Source organism: Enterobacter sp. S-33, assembly GCF_028735835.1.
In the GTDB taxonomy this organism is placed as follows: Bacteria; Pseudomonadota; Gammaproteobacteria; order Enterobacterales; family Enterobacteriaceae; genus Enterobacter; species Enterobacter vonholyi.
In genome coordinates, this window is sequence record NZ_CP117838.1 from 2,452,458 (window position 1) to 2,472,469 (window position 20,012).

Annotated in this window: 25 protein-coding genes; 3 read left to right on the forward strand and 22 right to left on the reverse strand. The window is 49.3% G+C overall.

Translation table 11 applies throughout. The annotated features are described in order from the left end of the window. The first annotated feature begins 65 nt into the window (after positions 1-65). Complete coding sequence (locus PUP35_RS11555; RefSeq protein WP_126328651.1) at positions 66-284, forward strand: cold shock domain-containing protein; 219 nt, start codon at positions 66-68, stop codon at positions 282-284. Positions 285-523: 239 nt separating this feature from the next. Here the strand turns inward: PUP35_RS11555 and PUP35_RS11560 are convergent, their stop codons facing one another. After that, on the reverse strand, positions 524-688 hold the full coding sequence (locus PUP35_RS11560) for a YnfU family zinc-binding protein (protein ID WP_213758942.1): 165 nt from the start codon (positions 686-688) through the stop codon (positions 524-526). Positions 689-836: 148 nt separating this feature from the next. Here PUP35_RS11560 and PUP35_RS11565 point away from each other — a divergent pair, with 148 nt between their 5' ends. Next, positions 837-1,064, forward strand: a complete 228-nt coding sequence (locus tag PUP35_RS11565; RefSeq protein ID WP_025910815.1) for a hypothetical protein — start codon at positions 837-839, stop codon at positions 1,062-1,064. Positions 1,065-1,237: 173 nt separating this feature from the next. Further along, complete coding sequence (locus PUP35_RS11570; RefSeq protein ID WP_126328652.1) at positions 1,238-1,576, forward strand: hypothetical protein; 339 nt, start codon at positions 1,238-1,240, stop codon at positions 1,574-1,576. A 376-nt stretch (positions 1,577-1,952) separates the two neighbouring features. On the opposite strand, the gene PUP35_RS11575 is transcribed toward PUP35_RS11570, so the two are convergent. The 21 genes from PUP35_RS11575 to PUP35_RS11675 all read right to left on the reverse strand — a co-directional run bounded on the left by PUP35_RS11575 (position 1,953) and on the right by PUP35_RS11675 (position 19,995). Next, positions 1,953-3,221, reverse strand: coding sequence for a Y-family DNA polymerase (locus PUP35_RS11575; protein WP_126328653.1), 1,269 nt, complete (start codon positions 3,219-3,221; stop codon positions 1,953-1,955). A 2-nt stretch (positions 3,222-3,223) separates the two neighbouring features. Continuing rightward, entirely contained in the window at positions 3,224-3,643 is a 420-nt protein-coding gene (locus tag PUP35_RS11580; RefSeq protein ID WP_115874780.1) for a translesion error-prone DNA polymerase V autoproteolytic subunit, read from the reverse strand. Between the two features lie 172 nt (positions 3,644-3,815). After that, positions 3,816-5,099, reverse strand: coding sequence for a tail fiber domain-containing protein (locus PUP35_RS11585; RefSeq protein WP_274239545.1), 1,284 nt, complete (start codon positions 5,097-5,099; stop codon positions 3,816-3,818). Between the two features lie 56 nt (positions 5,100-5,155). Next, a complete protein-coding gene (cor, locus tag PUP35_RS11590) occupies positions 5,156-5,395 on the reverse strand; it encodes a phage exclusion lipoprotein Cor (protein WP_126328655.1) in 240 nt (79 codons plus the stop codon). Between the two features lie 104 nt (positions 5,396-5,499). Beyond that, positions 5,500-6,177, reverse strand: a complete 678-nt coding sequence (locus PUP35_RS11595; protein ID WP_126328656.1) for a hypothetical protein — start codon at positions 6,175-6,177, stop codon at positions 5,500-5,502. Then, entirely contained in the window at positions 6,177-6,479 is a 303-nt protein-coding gene (locus PUP35_RS11600) for a hypothetical protein (RefSeq protein ID WP_274239548.1), read from the reverse strand. The genes PUP35_RS11595 and PUP35_RS11600 overlap by 1 nt, the downstream gene beginning before the upstream one ends. After that, positions 6,479-9,664 carry a host specificity protein J gene (locus PUP35_RS11605; RefSeq protein ID WP_274239549.1) on the reverse strand — a complete coding sequence of 1,062 codons (3,186 nt, stop codon included), beginning with the start codon at positions 9,662-9,664 and terminating at the stop codon, positions 6,479-6,481. The genes PUP35_RS11600 and PUP35_RS11605 overlap by 1 nt, the downstream gene beginning before the upstream one ends. A 53-nt stretch (positions 9,665-9,717) precedes the next feature. Continuing rightward, positions 9,718-10,452 carry a YnfC family lipoprotein gene (locus PUP35_RS11610; RefSeq protein WP_274239551.1) on the reverse strand — a complete coding sequence of 245 codons (735 nt, stop codon included), beginning with the start codon at positions 10,450-10,452 and terminating at the stop codon, positions 9,718-9,720. Between the two features lie 35 nt (positions 10,453-10,487). Beyond that, positions 10,488-11,078 (reverse strand): tail assembly protein, encoded by a 591-nt coding sequence (locus PUP35_RS11615; protein ID WP_274239552.1) that lies wholly within the window; start codon positions 11,076-11,078, stop codon positions 10,488-10,490. Then, positions 11,078-11,800, reverse strand: a complete 723-nt coding sequence (locus PUP35_RS11620; protein WP_274239555.1) for a C40 family peptidase — start codon at positions 11,798-11,800, stop codon at positions 11,078-11,080. Before PUP35_RS11620 ends, PUP35_RS11615 begins: the two co-directional genes overlap by 1 nt. 1 nt (position 11,801) lies before the next feature. Then, positions 11,802-12,557 (reverse strand): phage minor tail protein L, encoded by a 756-nt coding sequence (locus PUP35_RS11625; RefSeq protein WP_274239557.1) that lies wholly within the window; start codon positions 12,555-12,557, stop codon positions 11,802-11,804. Then, a complete protein-coding gene (locus PUP35_RS11630) occupies positions 12,554-12,901 on the reverse strand; it encodes a phage tail protein (protein ID WP_274239559.1) in 348 nt (115 codons plus the stop codon). The genes PUP35_RS11625 and PUP35_RS11630 overlap by 4 nt, the downstream gene beginning before the upstream one ends. A gap of 54 nt (positions 12,902-12,955) precedes the next feature. Continuing rightward, positions 12,956-13,759 (reverse strand): DUF6694 family lipoprotein, encoded by an 804-nt coding sequence (locus tag PUP35_RS11635; protein ID WP_274239561.1) that lies wholly within the window; start codon positions 13,757-13,759, stop codon positions 12,956-12,958. Positions 13,760-13,834: 75 nt separating this feature from the next. Beyond that, a complete protein-coding gene (locus PUP35_RS11640) occupies positions 13,835-16,747 on the reverse strand; it encodes a phage tail tape measure protein (RefSeq protein ID WP_274239563.1) in 2,913 nt (970 codons plus the stop codon). Further along, positions 16,747-17,058 carry a DUF1799 domain-containing protein gene (locus tag PUP35_RS11645; protein ID WP_274243259.1) on the reverse strand — a complete coding sequence of 104 codons (312 nt, stop codon included), beginning with the start codon at positions 17,056-17,058 and terminating at the stop codon, positions 16,747-16,749. The genes PUP35_RS11640 and PUP35_RS11645 overlap by 1 nt, the downstream gene beginning before the upstream one ends. Further along, the gene (locus tag PUP35_RS11650; protein WP_023344275.1) at positions 17,055-17,366 is read right to left on the reverse strand and encodes a phage tail assembly chaperone; all 312 of its coding nucleotides are present in this window, start codon (positions 17,364-17,366) and stop codon (positions 17,055-17,057) included. The genes PUP35_RS11645 and PUP35_RS11650 overlap by 4 nt, the downstream gene beginning before the upstream one ends. Positions 17,367-17,431: 65 nt before the next feature. Further along, positions 17,432-18,103: a phage tail protein gene (locus tag PUP35_RS11655; RefSeq protein ID WP_101744536.1), complete on the reverse strand. Its 672-nt coding sequence runs from the start codon at positions 18,101-18,103 to the stop codon at positions 17,432-17,434. Between the two features lie 66 nt (positions 18,104-18,169). Then, positions 18,170-18,580 carry a DUF4128 domain-containing protein gene (locus tag PUP35_RS11660; RefSeq protein ID WP_274239571.1) on the reverse strand — a complete coding sequence of 137 codons (411 nt, stop codon included), beginning with the start codon at positions 18,578-18,580 and terminating at the stop codon, positions 18,170-18,172. Next, on the reverse strand, positions 18,577-19,161 hold the full coding sequence (locus PUP35_RS11665) for a hypothetical protein (RefSeq protein WP_274239572.1): 585 nt from the start codon (positions 19,159-19,161) through the stop codon (positions 18,577-18,579). The genes PUP35_RS11660 and PUP35_RS11665 overlap by 4 nt, the downstream gene beginning before the upstream one ends. A gap of 1 nt (position 19,162) precedes the next feature. Further along, the gene (locus tag PUP35_RS11670) at positions 19,163-19,513 is read right to left on the reverse strand and encodes a hypothetical protein (RefSeq protein ID WP_274239574.1); all 351 of its coding nucleotides are present in this window, start codon (positions 19,511-19,513) and stop codon (positions 19,163-19,165) included. Next, positions 19,513-19,995, reverse strand: a complete 483-nt coding sequence (locus PUP35_RS11675) for a DnaT-like ssDNA-binding protein (RefSeq protein WP_274239576.1) — start codon at positions 19,993-19,995, stop codon at positions 19,513-19,515. Before PUP35_RS11675 ends, PUP35_RS11670 begins: the two co-directional genes overlap by 1 nt. Between the last annotated feature and the right edge of the window lie 17 nt (positions 19,996-20,012).

Genomic DNA, 20,012 nt, shown 5'->3' on the forward strand with positions numbered 1-20,012 from the left:
TATACCAGCATACGTTTCTTATCATGAGCTTGCTTGTCAGTTTGAAATGTTCAAACGGAGTTTGTATGTCATCTAAAATCATAGGCCTTGTTAAGTGGTTTAACGAAGATAAGGGGTTTGGCTTTATCTCCCCACTCGATGGAAGTAAAGATGTTCTTGTTCACACTTCTTCCCTGCTGGGAGAAAAATTTAATACTCTATTTGAAGGACAAAAAGTCAAATTCGCTATCATAGCTGGAACTAAAGGTCCAATCGCTGCCAAGGTAACACTTTGCGATAGATGATTTTTAGATGGTTTACTTAAGCCAGCATGACTTTATCAGTGGAAGGTGATTGTTCGGTTACGCACATCATTACAACAGGCCAGCATATTTACTTACCATCAAGTTTGCTGACCGATGTGATGAAATGCAGGACTGCTGCATGAACAGTCTCAAAGCAGAAGCTAACTGCTTATAAAATATTAAAGTGCGTAAGAGGTTAGGCAGCCTCTAAATCATCACTTCTTATTTTTTTAATTTTCTTAGAAGCGCTGGGGAGATTTGAATAAAGCACAGCAGTATGGGCACACCAATTGAGCCCCCTTTTGTACACGATTGTAACTATGTTCGGAATCTTTTGAGCAGTTTGGACAAGGACATTTTACTAAATAATTTCGGCGGAATTGAGTGTTTTTACGTGCTGACATAGATTTCTCCAGTTGAAATGGACCGTTACAGTACACGTTAAGTCAGTATAATGCTTGTTTTAATTTCGATAGAGGCAAAAAAAATGAACAAACAGCCCCCTTTCGAACACCTGCAGGGGCTAAAAGCCCTCAAAATACATGGTGATATATGAAAAAAGTAATCATTTTTTTTAATGGTAAGCCAAGTAAAGTTATCACTGTGCTTAAAGGTGTGACATCAATACGCGAAGAATATCCTAATGGAGAAGTGATAAACCTTCAGATAATGTCAGCAGGTTTTCCCTCTTTAACAGGTGACCATGAAGTGGTCTATGTGGCATCAGATCGAGAGCTTACCTCTCAGGAAATATTAGATGCGGCGCAGAAGTATCTTTGACGCAAGGGATTCAACGCCAACGTTCATGAAATCATTATTATAACTACGTTTAATTATTATAGCCTGCTTAACGCAGGCTTTTTTTTACCCCCACACAAACATTTATAATTAAGACATTTACATCCAACACCATGGCAATATGACTTTATTGCTGAAGAAACCATAAGGCCTCCATGAAAATTCTATATTACACAGTATTAATAGTTATTGAAGCCCCATTCTCAGATAATAATATCAACCCTCTTATCTTAGGTCTCTTGCATGACCGAAACTATTCAAGTAAGTCAAACCGAGGCGTTAAACTTCCATCCCATGCATTCATTGGTTCAGAGGGTCAGGCAGTTTTAGAGTGGGAGTCTGAAAAAGATGGAGCAGAAAAACTAAAAAAAAGACTCTACCAGATGCTGCATGGAATTACACGTTTAGAAGAGTCTCCCACAGCAATTTTTCTAATGATTTGCCCAGAAGATAAAACCTTAACCTTTGTTTCAAGACTTAAAGTAAAAAAATGAACATCGATATTTTAACCTTCACCATCTGAAAATACCGTGACCGTGAAAACTGCGAAAGAAAATCATGAGGCACATCAGTAAATTTTGTATCATTTGCTAAGCATTGCTGTTACATTCGGTTTAATGATGAATCCTCCTCAGCGGCAGGGCTAACTAACCTGATGATTTGTATATCAAGCGGCTCATCGTGAATTTCTGAAGCAGCGAGTCACGAGTGGTTAGCTCAATGACTCACCGGGAGGCACCCGGCATCATACCCATAAGCCCCTGTATAATTGCAGGGGCTTATTTACATTACAAAAGCATAGTAGTAGACATATTAATCTTAATACTCATAGCCGATAATTAGGTTCGAATGAATATACCGTTTAAAGAATCATCTAACTTTTATTAGGTCTGAATACCTCGTAGTATATCGTGGAGATAACATATCCCGTTTCATCTGCCATTGCTGCTGTATGCCCTGCCCGGCAAAATAAAGCGTTCCCTTTCCATCTTTTGCGTTCAGATAATCCAGAACTTCCATCAACCTATCGCTACCAGCACGCGGCGCGTTCTCGTCGAACAAGTTGAGCTGGGCCACACCATGGCTAAAGAAGTCACCCAGCATAATGCCGGCTTTCTGGTAACGGTGTCCGTCTTTCCAGATTTTGTCCAGGCACTTTACCGCGGCGTTAATGATGTCGCGTGAATCCTGAGTGGGGGTAAGAAACTTCATGGACGCACTGTTACCGTAATACGGCTCGTTAAGCGCAAAGGGAGAGGTTTTCACGAACGCAGAGATAAACCGGCAATACTGGTGCTCACCACGAAGCTTTTCAGCACCACGGGCCGCATAGCTGCAGATGGCCTGACGCATCTGCTCATATTCTGTGACGCGTTCACCAAAAGACCGGCTGCAGACGATTTCCTGCTTAGCTGGTGCAAACTCCTCCAGCTCGAGGCATGGCTCGCCGCGCAGCTCCCTGACCGTTCGCTCGAGTACCACGTTAAAGTGTTTGCGGATAATCCAGGTGCTTTGTTCTGAGAGGTCCAAAGCCGTTTTGATGCCCATGGCGTTAAGCTTCTTACTTATACGCCTGCCGACGCCCCACACGTCCTCCACCGGAACCAGAGCAAGCAGTCGGCGCTGGCGATCGAGATTGGATAGGTCCACTACCCCGCCCGTTTGCCGCTGCCATTTTTTGGCGGCATGGTTTGCGAGCTTGGCCAGTGTCTTTGTCTGGGCAATACCAACCCCGACAGTCAGGTGCGTACGCTTCAGAACTGTAGCGCGGATCTCTTTGCCAAATTCCGTCAGGTCCCGGCAGTTGCGAACACCTGTCAGGTCGCAAAATGCTTCGTCGATACTGTAAATTTCAACTCTGGGGCTCATTTCTTCGAGTGTTGTCATCACCCGGTTCGACATATCAGCGTAGAGCTCGTAGTTACTGCTGAAGCAAACAACCCCAGCGCGCCGAAATAAGTCCTTTTGCTTGAAGAAAGGCTCCCCCATCGTAATTCCAGCCGCCTTGGCCTCGGCGCTGCGCGCGATTACGCAGCCGTCATTGTTCGAAAGAACAACCACTGGCCGCCCTTTCAAATCGGGACGAAACACCGTCTCGCATGATGCGTAGAACGAATTCACGTCACAGAGCGCAAACATACTCAGCTCGCCGATTTGACGATGAAAGTAACAACGCCGAAAACGTCCAGCGTATCTTCGCTGCCTACAACAATCGGACTGTAGGCGCTATTCATTGGGATGAGTTGTACTGTCGGGCGTAACTGCAGGCGTTTAACAGTAAATTCCCCTTCCACCGCGGCGATGACAATGTCACCATGCTCAGCAGTGCGTGAGCTGTCCACCACCAGCAGATCACCGTCGCTGATCCCGGCTTCGATCATTGAATCACCCGCGGCTTTAACGAAGTATGTGGAACTCGGGTGAGCAACTAGTAACTCATTGAGATCGATGCGCTGTTCCACGTAATCAGCCGCGGGGCTTGGGAAACCACACTGTACTAAGTCACTGAAAAGCGGAAGAGTGAAAATTTCTCGCAGTTCTGTTGGCCTGATGAATTCCATTGCACACACCTCAAATACTGTTTTTATATACAGTAGTTTTATTTGTAAGTGTCCGCAAGATACAGGCCCAACCCTCACTGCTTAAAGCTTCGCCGTTTCGTTTCTAAGTTTCTCTCTCGTTTCGAATTATGACTTTTGTAAATTATTCGATTCAAACTCCAATTGAGTAGTTTTAATCCAACGCCCCTACATCCAGTTCTTTGATTAGCCTTTTGAGGCAACTAACTTCATCCATTAGAGCAAGGATTGCTTCATGGTGAAGGGCGGCGGCCACACCGAAGGTATCTACTGATTTTACATCCTCAATTTCTGAGCCATCTCGTAAGGTTGTTTTTCCATATGATTTAACTGCGTCAGGAAAAACCTTCTCGACTTCCTGAGCTATGAAGCCATACCCGTGCGCAGGAGTATCGAGGCGGTCCCATTCAACGCCTCGAAGCTGCTGCATTTTCATAAGCGGATCAGCTATTACCGTTATATTTTCTTTAATGCGCTCATCGGAAGAAGTTACCCAATTGCCTATCGCAGCGCCATTTGAATGGAATACCCATGCAACAAGTCCTTCCTGATCAGACCCTTTCAGGCCCAATGTCACGTTATCAAAATTAGCCCCGCCGCCACGGGCCCCCCCGAATGTCCATTCCCCTGTATACCAGGTTCCTCTAAGAATGTTGACATAATTTCCTGTATTTGGGTTATACCCATTGGCAACGATCAGGCTGATTCCGTTATTCATCAAACCACCGCCACCATTATCTCCTGAACTGATGGCAAATCCGGGATTACCGCCTACGCCGGGCTGGACTGTAATTGGGCTCGTGATTTTCCCACCCGCTTTCTGATCGACGGAATTTAATCGTGAATCGTTACCAGCGGCCACTGTTCCCGCTGCTGTTCCAACATCCCTGGTAGAGCTGTTTCCTAAACCGAGGTTTGTGCGAGCGCCTGATACCGTTGTCGAACCGGTACCGCCCTGTTCTACAGATAGCGCTGTCGTAAGTCCGCTGAGAGAGGTGATGTCGCGGTTTGCACCTTTTGCCGCCTTGCCTGAAAGTGATGTTGTAATGCTATTCCAGGCTGGGCCCGTCCATGTTGTGCCATCTGGCAGGGTTACCGTTACATTTCCGGTTCCAGAAAAAATACTTTGCCAGTTCTGTTTGTCGTAATTCAGTCCACGCAGCGCTTCAGCACTTTGCGCCACCAGCGCAGCAGTGACCATGTTCAGCGCCACGCGCGGGACCGCTGACCAGGCCGCGCCAGATTGCGTTGGCCCGGTAAAGTTGCTGACCAGTATCAGTTGGGTATCACTATCTACCGTTTTTACTGGTAACGTGTACGGAACGCCGCCCACAGTAGAGACAATGAAGTCACCTGCGGCAAGTTCGGTAGTAAAAGAGGTTCCGGAACCGCCAACAATAGCGGATCCATTTGTCAGGGTGAGGGTACCTGCCGACATAAAAGACTCCTGAGTGCAGATAATAAAAAACCCGCCGAAGCGGGTTCTTGTTTTGTTCACTTTGAACAGGTCGACCTGGTGAAGTTATTTTTGCTCACCCATCGCCAATTGAAGGGGTAGCCTGCCCTATATTCTGTCTGATTGGCTACTTTGCGCACATCGTAAATCTGTACCGAAAGAACCTGACCTCCAATAAGTGCTTCTGCCTCGCATAATGGTTTTTGCTTTTGCAGAACTGAACCAGAGCAAGCAGAAAGAAATAGGCAAAATGCCATCGCTAACATTATTTTCGTCATTTCACACCTTGATTAGTTTTTATTAAGTGAAAACTAACGCAGCGGTACTGAAATATAAAATAGATATAACAGATCAATTAAGTGAATTTGATCGCTTAAAACGATCAATCATAGGCGGCGGTGTTGATAGCCGTCAAAGCTATTCCAGTCGTTGTCCCACCCGCAGCAGAACCGGTAGCCGTTGTCGAGGGCGCGGCATTAATTCTGGTTGATGAACCATTAAACCGACATCCAGAGTAGGCTGTGATATTCACAATAGTGGGTGGTTTAGTGTTATTGTTCTGGATGATCTGGGAGCCAAGAATAGCGGGTGCCACCGCATAACTACCAGGCAGAGTGACGTCAATATTAATTCCACCTGTCGTAGCTCCAGGCGTCCCAACAGTCACAAGGTCACTCAATATCCGACTCTCGTTTGTCAGAACCAACTTCCCGGTGGCATCCCAGATAGCAAATCCCCATTTTGGCAATGTCTGAGGATAAATAGCAAAGATGTAAGCCGTTAATGTATGTGCCTGTCCATAGGCATTGCTTGATCCAACAAGAATATTTCCTCCTGATCTGGCTGCAGTAACCACAGTAGGCTGAGCAGTATCACTCGTTTTGCAAAAAACCATCGCCGGATAAGAAACGTCCAGAGCTATTGTTGCAGATGCACCGTGATATGCCCCGCTTGCTACTGAGTTAACCACTACCCTCCTGTAGAGACAAAATGGCGTGGACTGAGGCGTAATAAAGGGATTTCCATTATCCAGAGCTATCAGTGCGCCATAATCTGCCATTATGCTTTCTCCACAAAAACTACGAGCTCACATTCAGAGGCTGGATAGTTTCCAATCCCAACGCTGTTTGCCGCGCCAAGAGTTATCGTATTTCCGCTGGCGACGATACTGCGCCCTACCGAGACCGCCCCCTTATCCAGAGAAACGACAAATCCGACCTTCATTCCTGCCGGAATGGTAAACGACCAGCTTCCAGAGTTTTGCCCCTTAGAAAGTTGAATACGTCCGACCACTGAAACTGGCTTAATACCATAATTGTTCGGATTGCCATTGGCATCCCATGTCTGAATGCCCCACGTCATTAAAATACTCCTGTAAGTTTACCAATCTGTACGCGGAGGACACCATTCGCATCCCTGATGCTGTCAGTAACGTTCGTGGTCTTTCTTGCGCCCTGCCCATCGCTGCCGTAGTTTTCCCAGGTACCGCCTTTGTCCAGTTTCCACCCGGACTGCCCTGGTACGTAATTGTTGGACTGGATGAAGTTGCCAATTTTAGCATTGGTGATCGTGCCATCCTGAATAAACGCTGAGCTAATAAAGACCTGACCATTAACCACTGCGAACGGTGAATACTGGGTATCACCACTGCCACTCATCAGCACGAACTGATTAGCGTTAAAGCCAACCCTAGTTACTACCGGTTTCCCGGCCTCAGCAAGCACAGCAATCGACATCCCGGCGTTGTAAATCACCCCGTTTATCCTCACACCTGTTTTGAGGGTGTATATTGCCGAAGCACCAGAGGCATCGACAACGGCTGTGAGCTTGTCTTCCAGGGAAGCGGTGACGTTGTCGATCTGCGCCTGCACCTGTGTCGACATTTCGGCCATTGCCCTATCCACCTCAGCAATAGTCGTTTTTACAACCAGGATATCGGCGCGTACCTCTCCGTATTGCGCCCATTGATGTTCAACTGTTCCGTGGTTGGCCAGCGCGTTCTGCATTGCAGCTTCAAGATTGGTATCAATATCGCTGGTCAAGCGGTCGCCGTCGGCCGAGTTAAGGAAATCGTCTGCGATTTCACCCAGATAATCATCAGCATTATCGTTAGACATTCCCCTGATCCAGTCGGTATAGCCGGACTCGTTACCCGTTCTATCAACCAACTGCGCGCGATACCAGAATTCCTGCCCGGCTTTCAGCCCGAGCTGGGTATATTCAGCAGATGGATAAGGTACGTCCGATAGCAGCAACGGATCGGAAAAGTCGCTGTTGGTCGTGTACTGGATTTCTGTTTTGAGGGTATCGCCGGTGTTTCCCGGGAACCCCCAGTTCAGACGAATACCCCAGTTGATGGCCGTAGCCATAAAGCCCACTGGCTTGGGCGGATTGCCCACTTTGCCGGTCAACGTCTTCTCTTCTGAATATCCCCACCCGGAAGAAATTTCCGCTGCGTTGATAGCTCGCACGCGCACCAGGTACCGTCCGGCGTAAATCCCCGGGACGTCGAATGACGTGGTAGAGCTGCGCGGCACGTTAACCCAGTTCCCATCATTGCGGCGCCATTGCGCCTCATAGGCGATGGCATTTTGTGCCTGATCCCAGCTCACTCGCATGGTTTCGACGCTGATATTCTGCTGAACCACCGAAAACGAGCTGATCGCGATGTTGGCTGGCGGCGACTGGTTACCAGGAGGAATGACACTCACCGGCCGCTGATCAATTACAGCACCCGTATCGATTCGGGCATATTTATCCGGATCGTGATTTGCCCCCGTGATGGTATATGTCCCGTCATTGTTATCGGTGACACTAATTACCCTGTACTGCTGCGCATAGAGTTCATCAGATTCAATTACCCATACAGCCTCAGCCTGCGGAAGTTCACTAAAGGAAGTTGTTACGGTGACCATTTCACCGGACAGGGACTGAATCGTCCGGGATTGGGTAATGCCCGACGGCAGGTTTACCATTATCCTGTCACCGGTCTTAGCACTTGGTACCCGGTCAAGTTTGAGTACACGACCATTAACCGCGGATAATCTACCGCCTAAATCTCGACCAGAGAGATTGCGATCAGAAACAGCAATTATGTAGCCCGGCTGAGGAATATTGCCGTCCAGACCAACGTCAAACGTTACAATCCTATCTTTATTGTTGGTCAGGATCCCCCAGCGCCCTTTTCTGTTAGCCTCAGACTGCCTGGTGCAACCGATGGCGGTGATCTCAAGCTGGTTGAAACCATAGCGCGCCACCAAAGCCTGCTCGAAGACGGGCTCCATTGCATCAGCATACCCATTTGCCGGATCAGACCAGGATACAAGAGCGTTTGTGTAGCGACTTTTGGTTGTGCTGCTGGAATATACGAATTTGCCGTCGACAACGTTAGCATGCGTGTAGGTAAAATCGACATCTCTGGGCATGTCCGCAAGGGCAACAATCTGGTCGTCTCCCCAGTAGGTCATGCCTCGAAAAATGGCGGCGAAGTCACGCAGGACGGTGTAAGCGTCATTTCGATCCTGAATGTATACGTTGCAGGTGTAACGAGGTTCAGTTCCGCTACCACCCTTACCATCCGGTACCGGTTGATCACAATATTGAGCGACCTGATAAAGCGTCCATTTGTCGATATTGGCTGCCGTTAGCCGATTACCAAGGCCGAAGCGGTCAGTGACCACCAGATCGTAAAATATCCACGCAGGGTTATCCGTCCATGCCCACTTAAATGCGCCCGTCCAGGTGCCGCTGTACGTTCGTGTTTCGGGGTCATAATTATCGGGCACACGAATAACACGCCCGCGGGGCTCGCAGGAAATTTGCGGAATTGAGCCATTGAACTGGCTCGAGTCAAATTCGATGTACAGAAGCGCGGTATTCGGATAACGCAGTTTCGCGTCAATCACCTCAGTGAAGCTCTGCAGCGTCATCGTGTCGCCGATCTTCGCGCTGTTTGCATCAGAGGTAATCTTACGCAGTCGGATTGTCCAGGTGCTGCCAGCCTGAGATAAATCGATACGGTGGCTGCGCTCGTAACCAGAGGTGGTTTTCCCGGTCACGCTGGTATTGAGTACCGTCTGCCATGTGCCGCCGTCAGTCTGCAGGTCAATCGCATAATTAACCGAGTAACCGACCAGATCGCCGTCGTCCTCCTGTTTGAAAAGCGAGGGCCATTTTAGACGCAGGCGAACAGCTGAAAGCTGCGTGTTGGTGAACGTGCGCGTCCACGCTGTAGAGCTGGAAACTTCGGAACCTACATTGATTTCATTTTCGGTACCCGGGATCCCTTGAATGTATTTTTGCGCCTGAGTTCCAGAACGAAACTCCCACGCCACACCGCTGAAGTTCTGTGAACCATCTGCGTTCTCAAGTGCGGTGCCATCAAGATAAATATCGCGCGCAGTAAGGCCACCAGCAAACTCCCCCTCTCCCAGCGCGAGAAGGATTTTTGCCTTGGCTACTGACTGCAGATCGTCTGGCTGTTCTGTAGGAGTTCTTGAGCTTGAACTGCCGCCCTTGCGGCCTTTAATAGCGGTTACTATAGCCATATTGCGCCCATAAAAAAAGCCACCCGGAGGTGGCTTATTGAAATGTGTTTAATCTAGTAGAATTCAACTTTCGTATTCGCTGTCATTAGTACTGGCTTCGGCACAGGATTCCCTGCGCTCTGCATTGTTACTTTACATATTTCAGGAACAAGCTTTTCGCTATAATGACAAGTATTCGTTGCTGTATAACCGTCCGAGTAAACTGATGTGTTTATAATTTTATAATCAAGAGGTTTCCTGTCTTTATCAACATAAGATATTTCGTTTTTTGAAAGGACCTTTCCAGAACCATAAAACTCAGAACGTATCAAATTAGAATTATCATCATAAAAATGCTCAGATATTTTCTTACCTAAATAATAGGTATCTTTAATTAAGCCATTCGAGTAAAGACTATATCGCAACTCATCACCATTTTCATTTTTACTCAAAATATTACATTTTTCATCGAGCTGTATAGAGAAAGACTTACCATCTCTCTGGCCAACAAGACTTCCATTGCTATTTTTTAGATTTGTTTCATGACCAGACGAAACGTTATCAAGATCTAAGCTTTCGACACAACCATTCTTAGCTAGTCTGATGGCGATTTTATAAGTGACCTTACCATTTTCTTCAACATCAGTATCTAATGATTTGACAGCTCCTTTAACTGGATTGAAATCAAACATAGTAGATAAATTATAGAGGAGAGGTATGTAATGGTTATCAGCTAAAGCCATGCCTGAAAATAAGGAAGTACAAAGGAAAAGAGTAGATATTTTTTTCATTTTTGAATCTAAGCTCAAGTTACCCCATATTAAGTAAACCCATTACAGCATGCTTACTGCTGATCTTCAACATAGATACCGGCGGAGATGATCGCTCCACCGATGCGGCGTTTGCCGTAAAGGAGCGGCACAGGATTACCCTGGGCTGTCGTATTGGTTACTCCACCAAATGCGTAGCTGGCCTTATTGTCTGCCGATTGCTTGCTGGCTAGTCCTGTTGTCTGTGGAGAAAGCATTTGAACGACACCACCAAGGGCCATCGCAGCGCCAAATTGCATTAGAGGAACGCCGACAGCACCACCGCCAAAGTATGACGCCACAGCACCTACTGCGACCAAAGCCACGCCTAAGATAGTCTGGAATACTCCACCACGTTTACTCCCGAGGATAACCGGCGCGATACGGATATCAGCACTACTCTGATCCATAGAGAGCTCATCATCGTTCAGGTTACGCTTTCCACTGAATACAGCGTAAGTAAGCCCACGCTGCTTGCTGGTATTCAAAAAACGCTCGAAGCCTGGCACGATAACGCACAATGCGCGGATGGCTTCTTTTGGTGATGCTACAGAAAGTTGGAATTCGCGGCCAAACGTAGTACCCAAAACACCATATAGGCGAACAGTACGGACGGATTCGTACATTATCCCTCCTGCATGATTAAGCTTTTATGCCTGACAATTTTCATTGTTCTCTCCATCCAGTAACCGCCATAGGGTACTCGCTGGCTAAGATGTCCATATAGATGATGCAGAATCATGTTCCCCTCCAGTAAGATTCCTGAATGGTTCCACTTGTTCGATTCCACCTGCATGATGATCAAATCGCCCGACATCGGTGAACCACTGAATTCGCGGAAACCACATTCGTACCAGCAATCCTGATAGAAATTATCCGGATAGGAGTCCTCCCACCACGGATAATCAACACGGTAATCCTTAAGTTCGACATCAAGCTCCTGCCGGAAATAGCTCATTACCAGCCCCCAACAGTCGTAGTGTCCGAGCACAAACGGGCGCCCGAGCAACGGTAATTCGCCGCGGGGAGTAATGGTCCGAAAGTCTCCTTCCGGCCAACTGACAATATGCCAGGGCAGCAACGTTGCATCGCATTGAGCCTTGTCCAGTTCGCTTGGTTGGGTCGTCGCGTCAGGGTGACTATGTACGATTCCCGTTATCATCCCCCAGTCTTCAGCAGCGGCGTAATCCTCTGGTGAAAGGTGAAACTGTTCCGTTGGTTCAGCAGCCAGATTACGGCAAGGGAAATAGCGTTCCACCCGGCTTTTCTGTGCTATCACGCCGCAGCATTCGTGGGGATATTCTTTCGCTGCATGCGCCAGGATGGCCTGAATTGTTTTCTGACGCATGTTAACTCCTGATCAAAGATGTTCCCGGAAAACCACCGAAAGGAAGTTCATTGTGTTCGCCAAACCGAAGCTTGCAGGCGGTGAGCGTGCCGTTGCATTCATCCAATGAGGGATCGCTTACCGGATTGTTGTTTTTGTCGAAGTAAAGCGTGCCGGCATAATCGCACCCATCGCCGGTGCGGTACTTGTTCCGGATGCACCATGTGCAAAGTGAATGCAGCTGTCTGGTCGGAATCATCAATCCCTGCAGATCCATCGGGCTGGTAAGAACAAACTCGATACTTTCACCTGGAAGCTCGCTATTTTTACCGTCGATATAGAAAACCCGCTTTCTCACCTGCAAAGGATCTGCTGTGGGATTTCCATCCGGGAAATTGCGCGCATCCAGGTAATGCGCAAAAGTGTCATAAATCGTAACTTTGGCCTGCAGCATATCGTCATAAGCCAGACAGAGCGCAGTGATAGAGCTGTCAATGTTGGCAACGGTGAGCGTCGGCTGGGCGCTACTGCCATCGGTTGACGCTTCCAGTCCCTCGAGCTTATATGGCCAGGCACCATACTCTTCGCCCTGCCACCAGATACTCTTCGCCTTTAACTTTGATTCGTCGCCACCAGCAGCCGCAATCTTTTCTGCAGTATGCGGGAGGTTATAAGCGTGAAAGCGCAGAACGTCGTCCAGACCAAACGCAGAACCGTCTACCTCAAGAAGACGTATTTTTTCACCCGGTTCGAGGCGTTGATAATCTTCAGTAATCATGGTGCGTATGCCTGTTTGAAGGTTGCTTTTATGGTCATCACTTTGCTGGATAGCGGCTGGGCTTTAATGGAATCAGCTTCAATCCGGTATAAACCGGTTTCGCCAACAGGAGACGTCCAGATAAAGGATTTTGTGATGTGCTTGCGGCAAAAACTCAGCGCAACGAGCATCTCTGCTTTTTTTCCCGTTAAGGTCATCGGCCATGACTGTTTTTCAGGGTTGATGCCTTCACCGGCGATCTGTTCAAATCCGTCTCCGAAGGATGCAGAGCGTGTTGCGTAAGTGAACTCCCCTTCCATTCCCGCTTGAATCTGGGTTCGCCAGGTAAATGTTTCGATCGCCACTTTTCCTCCGGGCATAAAAAAACCCGCCGAAGCGGGTTAAGTAGATACGTCAGCTCAAAGGTATCTTTTCTTTAAATCTTCAAGCCTGCTGTTTTCTTGCTCTGTAAAGCCAGAAGCATCAAACATCGCTTCTTTATTTGCACCATTTACTCTCGTTACTGTAACTGTGAAGACCGCATCAGCTGGAGCATCAACCTGACCCCATTCAGAAAACTTATTCGGAGCCAATGCCCAAGTAGCTTCTTCACCCGGTTCAAGCCCGCCAGCAATTTCGTAGTTAAAATCTTTTTCCAGCCATGGAACTGAACGTCCATCGCTGGCTATCACTCCATTGAAGTACACACGGGAAATAGCTTTATCAGTATTGTTTTTCACAACAAGGCGAATAATAGGTTGTGGCTTCCCATACTTTTCAGGTTCCAGGCTAAATCGAGATGATAGAACCTGTACTTTTTTGAGTTCTTCTTTGGCCTTCTCAGAGTTAGCTTTTTTCTGTTCAAGCTCTTTAATTTCCTGAATAGCCTGCTCTTTCTGCTTAAGTTCCCTCTCGGCAGTTACTTGCTGAGCATAAGAGATGATTTCCTCGCCAGTTTTGCCAGACAGGGGCTCGCGCATCTTCTTGCTTAGATCTTCTTTGTCACTTTCTGACGATGCTCGCATTAGATCAGCCATATTAATGTTACTGAACGCTACCACCTTTAAAGCATTATCAAATTCCTCCCGTTTATTTTCCGGAAGTGATTCTCTGACCTTGGCTATAGATGATTTCATTGCGTCATCAGTTGATGAGTCAATTTTAGGTTTATCGCACCCGGCTAATAAGAAGGAAAGAAATAACATACCTACAATTTTTTTCATGTCCCTATTCCATCAGTAAAAATTGAGATTAATCCTATCAGGAATTGGCATAACGGCAAAATCTGCGGAGGCACTTTATCTTGATTTCGTTGCATTCCAGATGAGACCTCCAGGCAGGAGCTGTTTGGCTATACCTGCACGTACTGATTGATCAATGGTCTGCTTGTAAGCCCGAGAAATCGCGTCATTGTCACCAGATGCCTGCTGCTGAGTGTTCTGGTTATGAACGGTCACGGACGTTTGAACGGTTACGCCGCCAGTTGCCGAAGATTGCAGCCCATACATCGGGGCGCGCCCAACATAACCTCCGTTTGCATACCCCTGAGCTCCACGCATAAGCGCATACAGATTGCCGACACCCAGTGCACGAGTCGCTTCTTTCGTAAACACAAACTCACCGCCGTGTACAACGCCTTTCGGTTGGTATTTACCGCCATCTCCCGTGTAGCCGCCTCCATCAAAACCGGGGACCAAACCACCACCTGAAAAACCAAAGAACGCACCGATACCGGTTCCACCAAACGCTGACTTCATTCCATTAACCAGAGCCAGTTGGGTCAGCATCTGGGCGATGCCCTTGAGGAAAGTGGAAAGGAAATCTGAGAAGTTAGATTTACCTGTTGTGAAGAAATCAGTCAGGGTGCTGGCCATGCCGGTGAATGCGTTGCTGGTAACCGTCTGCACCTGGGAGTAGACATTGGTCGCGCTGTCTTCGAAATCAGCCCAGCCCTTTTTCGCGCCGGTCAACCAGTCGCCACGCAACCTGTCCTCTGCATCATAGTAATCATTCGCCGCTTTAAGCTGCTTCTTATATCCGCCATCATCCAGCGAACCACCTGAATTTTTCCAGCCGGCGGCGAGCTGGCTCTTTGCCAGCTCTCGCTGCGCCTGGCGGTCACTCATCCCCGCGCCACCCAGTAATGCGGCCTGTTTCTCAGCCATCTGTGTGACGTATTTCTGCGAGGTATCCATGCGCTTGTTCAGCTGTTCCTGCGCGGAAATCTGATCACCCAACAGGGCTTTCTGCCGCGCTAACTGCAGCACCTGGTCTTTACTCGCGAGCAGAGATTGCTCCTGCTTTGTCAGAGAGCGAGATCGGGAGGCCTCTTCCAGCACCTGAAATTTCGCTTCCGTAGTCCAAAGGTCTTTGCGCTGTTGGCTGATAGTGTCGTTCAGCCCTTTATGCTGCTGCAGCGCGCGTAACTGTGCCTGAAGCGCCAGTAGCTCGGCCTGGGGAGCATCCATGCTGCGATCGCCAGCCGATACAGTGCCCTGTTTTCCGGGTTTCGTCTTTTTGCCAAAAGCAGCGACCCCTTCTCGATCTTTCTGAGTGGTCGCGGTTTTTACCTTGCGGGTGGTATCAAGGTATTTACTTGCACTAATGTCTGCGGCATCCCAGTCTTTTTTCAGTTGAGATACGCTGTCTCCATAAGCACCGGCCATTTGTTCGTTATAGTCCTGCCATCCCTGCAAAGTATCCGTTTTCGCCCAGTCAGGAATGAGATTAATCGCAGCCGCGATAGAGGAAGAAATGATCTGGTTCAGTTTCTGGAAAACTATCGCAACGCTGTAATAAATTGCGTTGAATTCCTTCAGTGTGTTTGATGCCAGCTCAGCTACCCACTGACCGATATTCTGCATGGCCTCAGACGCCCAGTCTTTGATATCCAGCCACAGGCGACCAAACGGTGTCAGCGAGTCATAAGCCTGCTCTCCGCGTTCTGCCATCGTATCACCAAACAGGTCCATAGCCTGTGTAACGGCCGCGGTCTGGTCCTTCTGTTTCACCAGCTCATCAATATGCTTAAGCTGCGAAACAGTCAGGAAGTTGTATTGTTCGTTTAGACTCTTAAGGGCTTTAACCGGATCCTTTTCAATATCCTGATATGCCTTGGTGATGTCCTGCGCCGAAACAATACCGGTTTGAACTGCAAGTGCCGTAGAGCCCGCCGCTTTTTCAAGCTGCTGCTGTGTGAGCGAACCCATGCTAATCAGTTCAGTCATCAAACTCTGAATGGTTTCTACAGTAGCGCCAGTAGAGGCAGCAATCGACTGAGAGGAAGCCATAACCTGGAGCGCTGAAGTGCCAGCAATGTTGCCTGTCCTGATAATGGCCTTGTTAATTTCGTCGTAGGCTGTGAAGTAGTCCGCTCCCGCTTTTGCAGCAATCAGAACAGCACCGGCCAGGCCACCAATGGCCACTCGGGCCGGAGTCACCATCGACAACATCGCTTTCAGAGCATTGCCTACACCGCCAAACGAATCGCGCAGCTGGCCGCCCTGCTGAATGGCTACCATATAAACCGGCATACCGGACGCCAATGAAGTTACGATGTCGGTCATTTGCATTGGTAGATAACGCATCGCGTTGCGGTATTGCCCAGCGCTGATCGCTCCTGACTTCCACGCATCCTCCTGCTCTTTCAGTCGGGCGATCATCGGTGCAGCACGATCGGACACGCCAAGTTGGGCTGCTTTTAGCTCTAACAGTTCTGCGCGCGTTTTTCCGATTGCTGTGACCTGCTCTTCCAGCGAATCGATAAAGGTTTTGCCCGCCGCAGCGGCACGCTGCGCTGCCTGAGCCTGCTCAATGCGAGCCCGCCCCTCTGCGGTCTCAGACTCCATGACCTGTGCCAGTTTAGCCCGTGTCGTCTCAAGCACGCTGTTGTAGCGAGTAAAGTCCTCATCTCCCACCAGCCCTTTACCGCGAAACTTCGCCAGGCTCTCCTGGATCGTGTCCAGTTCATCCAGCGCCTTGTTTACCGGGCTAATTTTATTCAGCAGGTTCTGCAGCTCCTGGCGCTGTTGCTTCAGGCTTTCGCTGTTCTTCTTCTGGTTGTCGATACCGGTGCGGAACGTACTGTTCAGGTCATCCGCTTTACCTGCCGCGGCGGACGCGGTCTCCTGAAAGCGATCCAGTGCCTGATTACCGCGCTCCAGCTCACTGGTATTTACACGCAGGGAAATCGTGGCGATATCGTTACTCATTACGCCCTCTCTTTATGCATAATTTTTAGCGCAGCACTTTCCATCACCCGGATGTCCGAAAGCGCGGTTGCCTCGTCGTCGATGTTGTGCAGACGCATTACCCAGGGCAAAACGTTATAGTCGAGCCCGGACGCACCGCCCATTCCCGTTCGCCATTGCGTGCTGACAGCCTGAAATACAAGGAATGAAGGCCAGATATCGGGCCAGACATCTACGAAATTATCGTCATAGTCATCCGGCGTAAGCCCGTAAGGCGCCAGGTCTGCCGCTGTGGGTTCAGGCGTATAGAACGCAGAGGCAACCGCTATCAGTTTTTTTCACGCTGCCCCATGAGCTCGCGGTAGTAGGTTTCCGGGATGGCCTTCATCGCCGCCGGATAGTTTTCCAGCAGCACCGACAGGTTTTCCGCGTTGAATGCATCAGGAAGTGCCCAGCCTGAAATGATTTCCATCAGAAAATCAGTGGCGGTTTTACCTTCGAGTTTTTCGAGGTCAGCCAGTTCTTTAAGTGGCTTGTGGTTGAACGTGAACGTCAGCACGCCATCCTCATCGCCAGCGCGGGGGATCGAGACATTGGCCTTGAATGTAGGTTTGGGCTGAAGGGTGAATTTGGTCGCCATCGATACCTCTTAACGAAAAAAAGCCTCCGTTATGGGAGGCATGGAATAGTGAAAGCTCTGACGGGTCAGGCGGCAGCGTCAGTCACCTTGTAGAACGTCATCGCCGGTGACTGCAGGTTCAGCACCACACTCACTGTCTCTACCTCGTTAACCGCAGTAGTTGGCGTATCGTCAAAGGACGCCGTGGCCGCCCAGTAACGGTTTTCCTTCGCCTTCGGCACGTACATGTAAGCCGCAACCGTCTCTTCGTCTTCATCCAGTTGGCGCAGCAACGGATATACCGGGAGAGTTGAGTCGTGAGCGATCGAGTAGGTCTGAGAGACTGCGGATTTATAGGTATTCAGGTTTCGCTGGCGGTCGTCGCTCAGGAACTGAATCTGTGTGGTGTTCTGATCGCCACCAGATTTCGACACCTCAGTTATTTGCGGCAGCTCGGTCCATTCAAGCACCTTGCGGATCGAACCGGTACCGCCTCCAGCGGCATATTTGTTTTTGTTGGTGGTATTGATGTTGCGAAGAGTTACGGCGCTTTCGGCAATCGCATCAATTTTTGCAATGACGTTATCAACACCGGACCAGTTGCAGTTCACATGAACAATATCACCCACCTTGAGTGCATCAGCTTCACTCACGGTGATCACCATGTTTTCGGCGTTTGTCGCCCCGGTGAAAGGAATGGCTGGGCCATAACCCGATGCCAGATAGACGTGAGCGCCATTAGGCAATGCAAAGCCCATATTGGTTACTCCTTTAGAAACGGGAAAACCGGCAAAGAGCCGGTCAGGTTTAGAAGGTTGTGAGGATTAGCTGGAGATATCAGCTCGGTAATTGAGACTAACGGGAACGGTATAAGAAACAGATCTAGTGATCCCGCGGAAAACACCAGGCGTTTGATCTATCCAGCATGTAAAACCCCTGCCTTCAATCTCCTGCCCCTCGGGGAACAATTCAGCCACGCGATCAGCCAGGGCCACAACATCGGTACGGCCTGTGCCGGCTGGGGCCACAACGTTAATCTGGTATACACCTGAATAAATGCGGCAGCGCAATCCAAGGTCTACCGTACGCGGCGTGGCGGGCATGTCATGGACAGCAAGATAGAGCCCATCAGATGGCGGTGTGAAAGGCACGTTTTCCCAGGCAACTGGGATCCCTTCAGCATCAGCCCACTCGCCGAGCCTGGCGGCCAGCGCCGCCGCGATATCGGGAATCATTTAGTCACCTCCCTTACTGCTTCCTCAAAAAATCGCTGAAACTCAGCAGCAGTAATGCGTACCATCCCTCCCGGAGCCTGGGAAGAGTGCCCCATCTCCAGTCGATACGCGTAAGGGACGTTGTTGCAGAAATAAATAGCCTTCATCCCGACTTTGAACAGCGACAGCGTGTAATTCCCTGCGGCTTTTGTCAGATTTCCGGTTTTATCTACACGACCCGTTTCATCTGTGGTCGGTGTATCAAAAGAAACCTGCCAGTTGCCTCGAAACCGTCCACCGGTATATCCCGGCGGCGCTTTGATATCCATCCCATCCACCAGTCGAGCCTTCTTCTTAAGTCGTCCGGTTTTAGTCAGGTTTGCAGGGTCCGCTTTTTGCGCGTCGTTATGGGCGTATACCGCCTGATTGTAAGAAGCTGCCGTCTGGTTGATGCCCCAGAGTTCGGGGTTGCCGACAGGTGACATCATCACCAGTTGATTAAGGACCCGAATGCCGACAGCTCGTACGACTGCTTCCTGATTCGCTTTGGCTTTGTCCACAAACGCGGTGATGGCAGCCGTGAACCCCTTGTTATCGCTCATGCTATACCCTCAACTGAGATTTGTAGCAGAGCACCAAACCGCCCGGTTTCACCGGATTAGGCTTAACCACGCGATGCCTTACGCCGTCCATGTCTATAAGATCGCCGGTTTTGATTTCCTGCTCGGCAGTGAAGACAATCCGAACATCGCCGTTTTCAATGACGGTTCCATCAATTTCGCCTAGCGCGTAATCCGTCTTCACTCCTGTGGCGGTGAACTGGATATCCTCGGAACGATGCTCCACACCACCAATGACGATTAACGAGCCCTTACGCGTGACGTTGTATGCAATGCCGTTCTGCTTGAGCATACGAGTCGTTGTCGCCTGCATTCGCTGATAGTTGATGGCCATTACGCACGCTCCGCGAAAGAATTGATGGCGTAACCGCGACCACCAGCGAGGTCGCCCAGCAGCGCCATGACAGCAGGATAGGACGGCGTGAAGACTTCTCCATCTGCGACCGCATAGGTCATAGTGACAGCACCTTCCACACGTTCAGTTTTTACAGCGGCTTCACGCACGCTGGAGAGTAAATCGCCGTCTATTGCCTCTACCGCCAGCATGCACTGCGCGGTTATAACCTGCCGTGGTACTTCATCCGGCGGGAAATCATGTTCATCCAGAACGACATTCACGCGTGGCCATGCCAGCGGCTGTCGAGGGTCTGCTTTGGAACCTACCCAATCAAGCCCTTCCAGATAGTCCATCGCCTTAATCAGTAACGGCGCGAGCTTTTCAGGCAGTTCAATCCCTCTCAGCGCGGCAAATGACGCCAGTTCATCTTCGCTGGCGTAACTGTTAACGTCAGCGGCGGTGATATCAGTATTAATCATCTGAGCATCCGTTGAAT